Raw genomic sequence first — 9,218 nt, 5'->3', positions numbered from 1 at the left:
TTCCGGCTGTTTATTTGCATTAACGAAATCAAACTCTTCAACATTAGATCTGAGCTTGTCCGCAAGTATTCCTGCCCCTTCGATGTTAGCACCGGGCAAAATAATAGCAAACTCCTCCCCACCATATCGAGTAACAAAGTCAGTTTCGCGAACCGAACGCTTTAACAAATCAGCGATGCCACGGAGAACCAAATCGCCCTGCAAATGCCCTTCGCGGTCGTTGTATAATTTGAAGTGATCGACATCTACCATCATTAACGTTAAATCGCCACCAAATCGCCTCACGCGTTTAAATTCCCGGTGGAGCTGTTCGTTAAACGAACGGCGGTTGTGAACACCTGTGAGACTGTCGATGGTCGCAAGTTGAGTGGCAACTTGATAAATCTTCGCATTCGCCAAGCTACGAGTTAACAGCTCCGCCATTTCACCGAGCCATTCGACATCAGGCATCGAAACCCGTTCGGGATCGCGGAAGAAAAGCTTGAGAATCCCATGGACTCGCCGTTCGTGGACTAAAGGCAACAACACTGCGGTGCGCAGTTCGGTGATGTACAACAGCTTTGGATTCAAAACCAATTCTTCCCGCATCACATCAGGAACAAAAACCGGATGGCGGTGGCGATAAATGGAACGCAACACCGCGGGGTGTAGTTCCATTGTCATCAACTTACCACCGTAACGGGTATCGTTCCGGCGCCATGTGAATTTTTCGACGAATCGCTGTTTATCCCGGTCGAAGAGCTGTAACTCAAACAAATCGAAATTTATTGCACTCTTAAAACCATCAGTAGCCAAAGGAAGGAGCTTCGATAAGTCGAGTTCCCAAGCAATGGATGCGGCGAACTTATTTAGCCGTTCCGCCCACTGAATACGATAGTCTTTATGGGCATGACTCTCATTGAATTGTTGCAAGAGATGTAGAATCAACCGGTTGTTGGCTTCCTCAGTTTCCAGTTCACCCAGCACCACTGTCGGAACCTCACACTTGAGTTTCGCAAATAGCGACAAAACCGATTCCGAATCGGTAGTAAACCATGCCTCGTACTCTGGTTCCGATAAATCTCGGGTATTGCGGACATTCGTTACAAGAAATGCGAAGGAAAACACCGGCGATCGAGCAGCAAATGCAAATTGACCGGGAAACAAATGGCGTGGGATACCCGGTAGATATTCAGACTTTGCGTTGTTTCCGTTATAAGAGAGCCTAGTCCACCCATTATCGACGTTAATCGACCACAACTCGATATTCGGATGTTTTAGGGAGGCTATCGGATCACTCCAGACTGATACGATAGCATTGGCAGGGTTTGTCTCGGTTATCACCTGTGACAAGGTTGCGACGAACAACTGGAATGTCGAACGTTTCAAGAGAATGGGAACCATGCCCTCAACAGGCGCTTCGAGCGGTTCCGGTGTTTTTCCGGGTTTTCGCTTTTTCGTGGTTCGCACTACTCCTCCACCGCCTTTCTCAGTACCCGCCACTGATTTGTATCGAGTTTCGGCGGCATAACGTTTGATAACTCAATTACTTGACAAACTAATTCACAAAACAGAGAACGTCCCAATTTTCGAGGGTAATGTACATAGAAAAGGAGTTCGTCTACAAGGACATTGGGTGGTTTTGTGATTTTTTTCTTCGTTTTAGATGAAAAAGTGCGTGTGATATTGAACACATTACGAGTTCAGAATCGAGATAAAAAACCGCTATCCAAAAGGATAAACGGTTCTTTGTTCGATAATGCTTGAAAGAGAAGCGGTTTGTCATTGTCGATGATATATTGCTAACATAACTAACAGCTTTTCTATCTTGATTGTCGCAGGTGAGTAAACTTGAGCATTGGTTCCGAACAGAATTTGCCTTGAGGTTACTTCACCCAAGAATCAGTTACTGGTTTCTGCTAACCGAATACACTCTTACTTAATGCCGCGGAGTCTGAGACGCCAATTAGGATCGGTTTTCTCACCGGGCATTGTACTGTGCATCAGCTGGTAATCACCCCAAAGCCGAAGATCACCAAAAACAAACACGACGCCACCAGCTAAGGTGTTATAGCGCCAAATGACAAAGGGACGGTTCGTCCCAGAATCGTGGTATGCTTCTTCACTGAAGAGGGTACTTTCAAATGAAGAGTCGTTGATGTCATCAGGTGGTCCGAAAGTTAACAATATTCGACCCCGGTCGGTTTGCCACCCTTCCTTTTCCCCTGAAGAAAATTTCGTGGTGGAGGCAAGCTGTTTACGGTAGTCTTCCATTTTCTCATTCACAGCGGTACCGGGTGTGGGGTCGCGTTCCGCCCAAAAGTCGGTCAGCCACTGCAACTGTTCGATATCGGGTAACAGCTTGACTGTCTCAAGTACTTTTTCGTCGACGATGTAGTGTAAGTCTCGGACAGGGACCAGTACTTGAGGAGTTAAAGTGTCGCCTACCATTACTTGGGTACCGGTGCCGCGATCGAATACATAGTGAATCCGAGTATGTGCTTTTGTAGAACGACCCGAAGGGACGAGCGTTGCTATTACCGAAACGGTATAGGTTCCTGCCGAAAGCGACCGCAAAGGAACTGACTCCATATTAACGCCACGATCTGACGAGAATTGTTTGGTACGGTCGGGAAGCGATTTTACAACATTACCATCGCTGTTTGTTATCTGAACTGTATAGTGCAACAGAGTGTCAGGCAATTGGTTGTATTGCTCCCAGTAGAGATAGAGTAATGGCTGCTGAGGACTGAACGTGCGCTCCGCATAGGGGATCACGCGAAAACCGTTGCGGTGAAACTCATCGCTCGAACCAGAGTCTTCCCGTATATCGGAACAGACTAACAAACTGGAGAGGGTGAATTGCTTTGTTAGTGGTTGGGCACGGAGTGAGTCGATGTTTGCTCGTTCGCGGAAATGTCCTGCCGAATCGGAGAGCTCAATAACAGCCCGATATATCCCGGCAGGTAATGATGCAATTCCTAAATCGGGAATGAAACCCGAAGAGGTCGATCCTTCTTTGCCGGGTCGATGAATGCGATCCCAAATCTCGGATGCAACGACCGAATCGTTTTTAATAATCTGCATCTGGAAACGGTACGAGGTAAAACGAACATCGTTTTGATCAGTACGATAATGAAGTTTCGAGCGGGCTACCGAGATCGGAAACTCAAAGCGGGTATTGCCATCACTATCGTAGAAGCGCACCGAGTCGACCCGCATCCTGGTAGCGGCAAAGGAGACCGTCGCAAGTAGAATCAAAAGAATCGAGAGGAGTATATTTTTTACGTTTGCAGAATATGATTTGCTTGCCATACCGATTTCCTCCAGTGACCCGATCAGAGATTCAATACTTACTTCATGCTTTTTGAGAATATCTAACAACTTACAACTGTCAATTCACCAGTAAAAAACATCAGACTTGACAGACAAGAGTGTCAGGCGAACAAGGACTTGTTTTCGGGCGGGCGTGGGAACCCGCCCCTACCCAGCGTTTAACCCATGCATCACTTCGACAGACAAGAGTGTCGGTCGTACGGAAGTTACTGCGAGGGAATAACCTTTACTACTTGAGAGATACCGGGCTCCGGCATTGTTACACCGACCCAACTATGAGCACTGGCAATCGACTGTCGATTGTGTGTAAGTAGAATCACTTGCGTTGTACTTGTCAACTCCTGTATCCAATGGAGGAAACGATTCGTATTCTCCTCGTCGAGGGGAGCATCTACTTCATCCAATACAATAAAGGGGAGCGGTCTGGTATGACTTAGAACTGCTACCAAGAATGCTAATGCGACTAATGCCCGTTCGCCACCGGAGAGAATGCGTAAGGATCGAATGCGTTTCCCGCGGGGCGAAACGCGCAACTGAAGCGGCGCGTCGGTAAGGATATCCCCCTCTCCCCATTCCAAACTTGCTTCCCCACCGGGGAAAAGCCTCGCGATAACTTCAGCGAAAGTATGCTCAATCTTCACCCGGGAAACTGTCAATCGCTCGATTGCAAAGTGCACTGCTTCTTCGACTGAATTGCGATGAACATCCGCGGCGGCGATGATTTGCTGACGTTCGGAACGGAGGTAGTCGACTTCCCCTTTCAGCCGGTCGAATTCTTCCTCGGCTAAATGGTTCACCGGTTCCAAGGAGCGCAATCGTTGCTCTAATCGTTGCACTTCTTCGGCACCGACCCGGACAGTTTCCTTCGGTTCAGGGCCAGTTTCGGCTGCCAAGTGTTCCTGTTCGAGCAGATGTTCGGATAGCCGCTGGCTTTTCTCTGCGAGTAAAGCAAGATCAGTGCGCCATCCTTCAACTTGGGTTCGCATTTCATTTTCACGAATGCGTAGTTCACTTAAACGATTCTGAGCCATTGTGCGGCGTTCGGCAAAAGAACCACGTTGCGCCTGCAGTGATTTTTCGTATGACACTTTCCCCGCTATATCTTTTCGTAACGCGAGCAGATTCTCATCAATCGATTTTAATGAAGTCGTAAGTTCATCGGAACGCTGCGAAAGTTCATCGGTTCGATTGGTCAAAAAAACGATTCGGGCTCTGCGTTGCTCCAGTTTCGCTTGAAAGGTTTCCGATTCCAGTTTAAGACTTCGGACGATTTCCCGTACCCGCTCACGCTCTTGGGTTAACTGCTGCATCCGCTCGGTAGCTTCCTGCAATGCTGGAGTGACATCTGGTAAATTCGGCGGCAGAAGTTGCGCGTGTTCGGTTTCAGCACTTTCTAAGTCTCTAAGTAATGCATCCAACGCTGTTTGGAGACGATCATACTCGGATTGCCGCAAAGCATTCCGACTCTCAGTCTCTGATACCGACGCTTTGAATTGGAGCAGATTTCGTTCGAGTTCGGCTCGTGAGATATTGAGCTTCGAGATTTGATCGCGGGTGAGTTGTAAGTTACCGATGGCGATTTTCGCTTGATACTCGGCGGCGGAAAGTTCTTCGGCAACTCGTTGCTCTGACTCTTTTATCCCAGTGAGTTGCGAATCCAGCAGTTTGCGTTGACGTGGGAGACCCACCGGCAGATTCGCTTTCGCTTCGCGAGCGGAGGTGCGCAGTACTCCAGAAGCATTGCGACTCACCCCTTCGGTCGATAACCACTCGATACCGACAGGTGGCGACTCCTGCAACAATCGCTCTAATTCTACAACCTCAACCACCGAATCGATCGTCCACTCGGCATCGATGTTTTTTTGTAATGCGTCGCGTACCATTTGCGGTAAAATCGCTACCGGTACTGCAATCCGGTCGACGCCGGCGATCCGGTGAAGCAACGGCGAATACTCGGCCCCTTCGTCGCGTAAGAGTCTTAGTTCCTGCGAATGGGTGGCGAGAAAATCGCGCAGCGTTTTGGTGAGGTCGGGACGATCAGTTAACATCCGATCTACCCATTGCAACTCGCGTACGAGCCGGTTAGCGTCGGCGCGTAAATTCGCCAAGTCCTGCCGCATGGTTTGCAATTGTGTGTCGTGGTGACGAACAACTTCCTGCTGTTGTGATAGGAGGTTGCGGTACTTGTTTTCTTCGAGATTTGCTTCAGCGATTACCCGTTCCCACTCTCTGCCAATTGCAGCGTCGGGTACCGGGAGGGGTTGCAATTCCTGCATTTGCCGACGCATCCGCTCGGCTGCTTCACGTCCTTCCCGTAATCGCGTTTCACTTGATGAGTGTTTCATCTCAAAAATGGCGAGGGTGCGGGCATATTCGTCGCGGCGAGTTTGTAAATCTGTTAGAGCTGCTTCTGCGGCAGTCACACTGCTTTGTAACTCATCCCATTCGGCATTCGCAGCTTGAAATCGTTCGGGAATGTCCGATTGCGGTTCGATAGCCAACTCAGCTAACTCGGATTCAATCCGAGTAATCTCGCTCATCATCGAACCAAGTAAAGTCTCTTGTTTCACCCGGATCAGTTCAGTTTCCTGTAAGCGGGCAGACACCTGCTCACGCTCGGAAGCAATCGAGAATAGTTGTTCGGTTAAGGCATCCCATTCGGTTTGAACGGCAATCGCTTCACGCTCAGCTTCGATGGAATCGGTTTCGATTTGAGTGAGTTCCAACTCGGCTACATTGTTCTCGCGCAGTTTCGCAAGGGATTCGGAAACAGCCGTGATTTCGGCACGGAGCCGACGGACAATACCCCATCGCTCATTGTTACGGGCAGCATCAAGAGCGGTACGTGCATTCTTCCAACGTTTCGCACGCTGGGCTTGTTGGGCTAACCGCTCCAGTTCCAATTCGATTTGTTGGATTCGTGGTTCCAATTGCTCCAGTAACCGAAGTGAAGCGTCGAGTTTACTTTGAGCTTGATTGCGTTTCTCGAGAAAGGGAGCGATTCCACACCCTTCCTCCACCATCAAACGTGGTAGCTTACTGCCATCGACTAATAACTCATCCATTTGACGCAGCTCGACAACAACTCCGCGATGGGATGCGATACCGATTTGTTCAAGTTTTCTGATTACGTCTTTCAGGCGAGCTTGTTGTCCATCAATCCGATACTCAGCATCGCCGCCACGAACCAAGCGGCGAGTTAAAGTTAGGCTGTCACCGGAGACTGTTTCATCGAATACAACATGTACTTCGGCAACGGCAAGGGGAGGAGCTTCCGCAGTCCCCGCAAAGATGATATCTTCGAGATTTTCTACCCGAAGTTGGTGGGGACGCATTTCACCGAGAGCATAACGAACGGCGTCGGCGATATTCGTTTTTCCGCAACCATTGGAACCGACAATCGCCGTCATCCCGGAACTCATCGCTACACGAGTACGACGACTAAACGATTTAAATCCCGATAACCGAATTTCTCGAAGTTCCCATGCCATTAGCGGGCTAACCTCGACGAAGCACACCGGAAACCGATGGTGGGATAAATACTACCGGGTAGCACTGGTAAACGAGCAGCGCCACGGACATCAAACGATGTATTGTTGTAGCTTCCTCCGCGGGTCATCCGGAAGCGAATCGAATCTGGACCGGTTGGATTGTGTGTTGGAGAATAGGAATAGTAGTTTTCATCGTACCAATCGGATACCCACTCACTCACATTACCACTCAAATCATGGATTCCTTCAGCTGTGTAACCAATTGCGGTCTGATACCCTTGGTTAACATTTCCGTTGTAAAAACCGATAGGGGTTGTCGTCGAATCGGGACGGATTGGGGATCCTGGTCGTGGCGTCAAACCGGATGGACGAGCATTTGCCTGTTGCGAGATCCAGTTGTTACTACCCCATGGGTATGCTCGAGCTTCAGAACCGCGTGCGGCAAACTCCCACTCCGCTTCGGTAGGGATGCGTTTTCCGACCCAATCGGCATACGCCATCGCAGCCGGATAAGAGACATAACGCACCGGATGGTACAGATACTCGGGAAATGCGGTGTAAACAAGACCCGATTGAATAATCTTCATCCCCGGCTGCCAAAACTGTGCATAGTCTGGACTGGATGATAAAAAGATCGCAAAGGTTTTATTGGTTACTTCAAAGCGGTCGATTAAGTATGGATCTAACGTAACCGTATGAACGGGTGTTTCATCGGGACGTCCGTTGATATCTCCCATCCGGAAAGTGCCACCAGAAAGGTAAATCATCTCATCTTGTGCAAGGTCGATGATAATTCGAGTATTTGCAGAATCGACGGCAAGATTACCAGCACGGTCACGAAAGTAGCCGTATACCTTCCCAGAGAAAATGTTGCGACCGAAATTCACCCGATAAGTAAGAGTGTAAACACCGTTTGCCAATTCATCGAATAATGCGATACTATCGCGTCGATTTCCCAACGAGTCAACCATCTTGATCCACGCCGTTCCGTATGGCTCATTGGTCGATACTAATAGAGCAACCGTCTGATTCAGCGATAAAGTATCGCCTTGTGAAGACTCGGTAACAGTTTCAATATCTATCGTTCGATCCAACACAAAGGTAAATGACGACAATGATCGAACAGGTTCCTCAAATCCATTGTCAAACTGGATGAACACTCGTTTCACACCATCTGCTTCTGATAAGAAGTGTTCGTAAGTTTGCGCATACGGAACAAAGGGGACACCCGTAAAGAGTGAATCTTCGGAAAATCGCATCAGCGATGCTCCGGTAGCCGACACTGTGAAAGAAACTGAAGTAGTATTTCGATAGAACAACGTATCGGTGGGAATTACGGAACCGATGACCGGTAAGGTTTCTACGGAATCGACCAAGAAACCAGTTGTATCGCCGTCAATGTAAGCAAATCTTGCATAGACATGTTTCATTCCGCGACCGTCGCTCAACCGGAAGGGAACAGCGTGTTGCATCGGTCGCCAATTACCAGTCGGATCGTTGGGTGTCGATCCGAGCCAAACGCTTTGCGCTCGCGAGCAAAGTAATGTTACACCAACTGTCCGTAATGTTGTGAAGGTACTGTCGCCATCAATCGCCATGACTTCACCATTGCGGAGGCGAATGATGGCATCGGCAGAGAGCAATGTACTACCGGTTTCGTTTTCGGCGACTAAGGTATAGTAATATGAATACCCTTCACTGATACTCATATCGCGATAAGTGAGCGAATCAGGATCCACCCATGCGATGCGGCGTAGACTATCGACCGATGGGTGCGCGCCGCGATAAATGACATATCGGCGGATGTCAAGATTTAAGCGATTCCAACGAAGAGCAGCGCCGCCCCGTTCGAGCGCAACCGTTAAGGTAAAGGGATTTTGATTGCCCTGTTCAAACGGATTCTCGCGTTTCGGTTTCCCGGGAAGTTTAGTACATGAGACTGCGAAGATCGTTACAAGAAACAACCAAAAGATTCGTTGCATCACCCGTTTCCTCCGGGTAATGTCCATGATAATTTGACTCCAGCGCCGGAGCCAACAGGAACCGGTTGCAATACTTTCGTCGGGAAAATTAACCGTTCCAACGCAGAAGAAGTCCATACGACTGCAACAATTGTCGCCCATTGGTCGCGCATGCGAGCCGCTTCCTCAGCTGAACGCCAACGAGTATCGGCCGTTGTGCTCCATTTTTTCGCCGATTCTTGTGATAGCGAGCGACGATATTGAGTTTCAGCGATTTGTGCCTCGTGAATTCGGTCAACCACTTTATTCTCATTCGATTGATAGCTGGCGAATGCAACCACGGCAGTAACGAAAAATGCACCTGCCCGCAAATAGTTGCCGTCAGAGTACTGCCCGGACCCGGGAATCACCGCCGACATTGCAGCCGCTCGCCAACTGGGCGATGGGATGG

The 9,218-nt window shown here is 49.1% G+C and carries 5 protein-coding genes; all 5 read right to left on the bottom strand.

The genetic code is table 11. The features are described 5' to 3' along the window. On the bottom strand, positions 1-1,449 hold a 1,449-nt coding region (locus tag OEM52_11485), incomplete at its 3' end, for a sensor domain-containing diguanylate cyclase (protein MDK9700757.1). A gap of 465 nt (positions 1,450-1,914) precedes the next feature. Further along, complete coding sequence (locus OEM52_11480; protein ID MDK9700756.1) at positions 1,915-3,294, bottom strand: GWxTD domain-containing protein; 1,380 nt, start codon at positions 3,292-3,294, stop codon at positions 1,915-1,917. Between the two features lie 227 nt (positions 3,295-3,521). Next, on the bottom strand, positions 3,522-6,806 hold the full coding sequence (locus OEM52_11475; GenBank protein MDK9700755.1) for a chromosome segregation protein SMC: 3,285 nt from the start codon (positions 6,804-6,806) through the stop codon (positions 3,522-3,524). After that, on the bottom strand, positions 6,806-8,788 hold the full coding sequence (locus OEM52_11470) for a formylglycine-generating enzyme family protein (protein ID MDK9700754.1): 1,983 nt from the start codon (positions 8,786-8,788) through the stop codon (positions 6,806-6,808). Before OEM52_11470 ends, OEM52_11475 begins: the two co-directional genes overlap by 1 nt. Then, positions 8,788-9,218 (bottom strand): DUF5683 domain-containing protein (locus tag OEM52_11465; protein MDK9700753.1); only part of this gene is annotated, 431 nt, incomplete at its 5' end. The genes OEM52_11470 and OEM52_11465, both read right to left, overlap by 1 nt.

It is taken from the genome of bacterium (assembly GCA_030247525.1).
Lineage (GTDB): Bacteria > Electryoneota > JAOADG01 > JAOADG01 > JAOADG01 > JAOTSC01.
The sequence above is the reverse complement of the archived record's forward strand: the minus strand, read 5'-3'. Positions and strand labels throughout refer to the sequence as shown.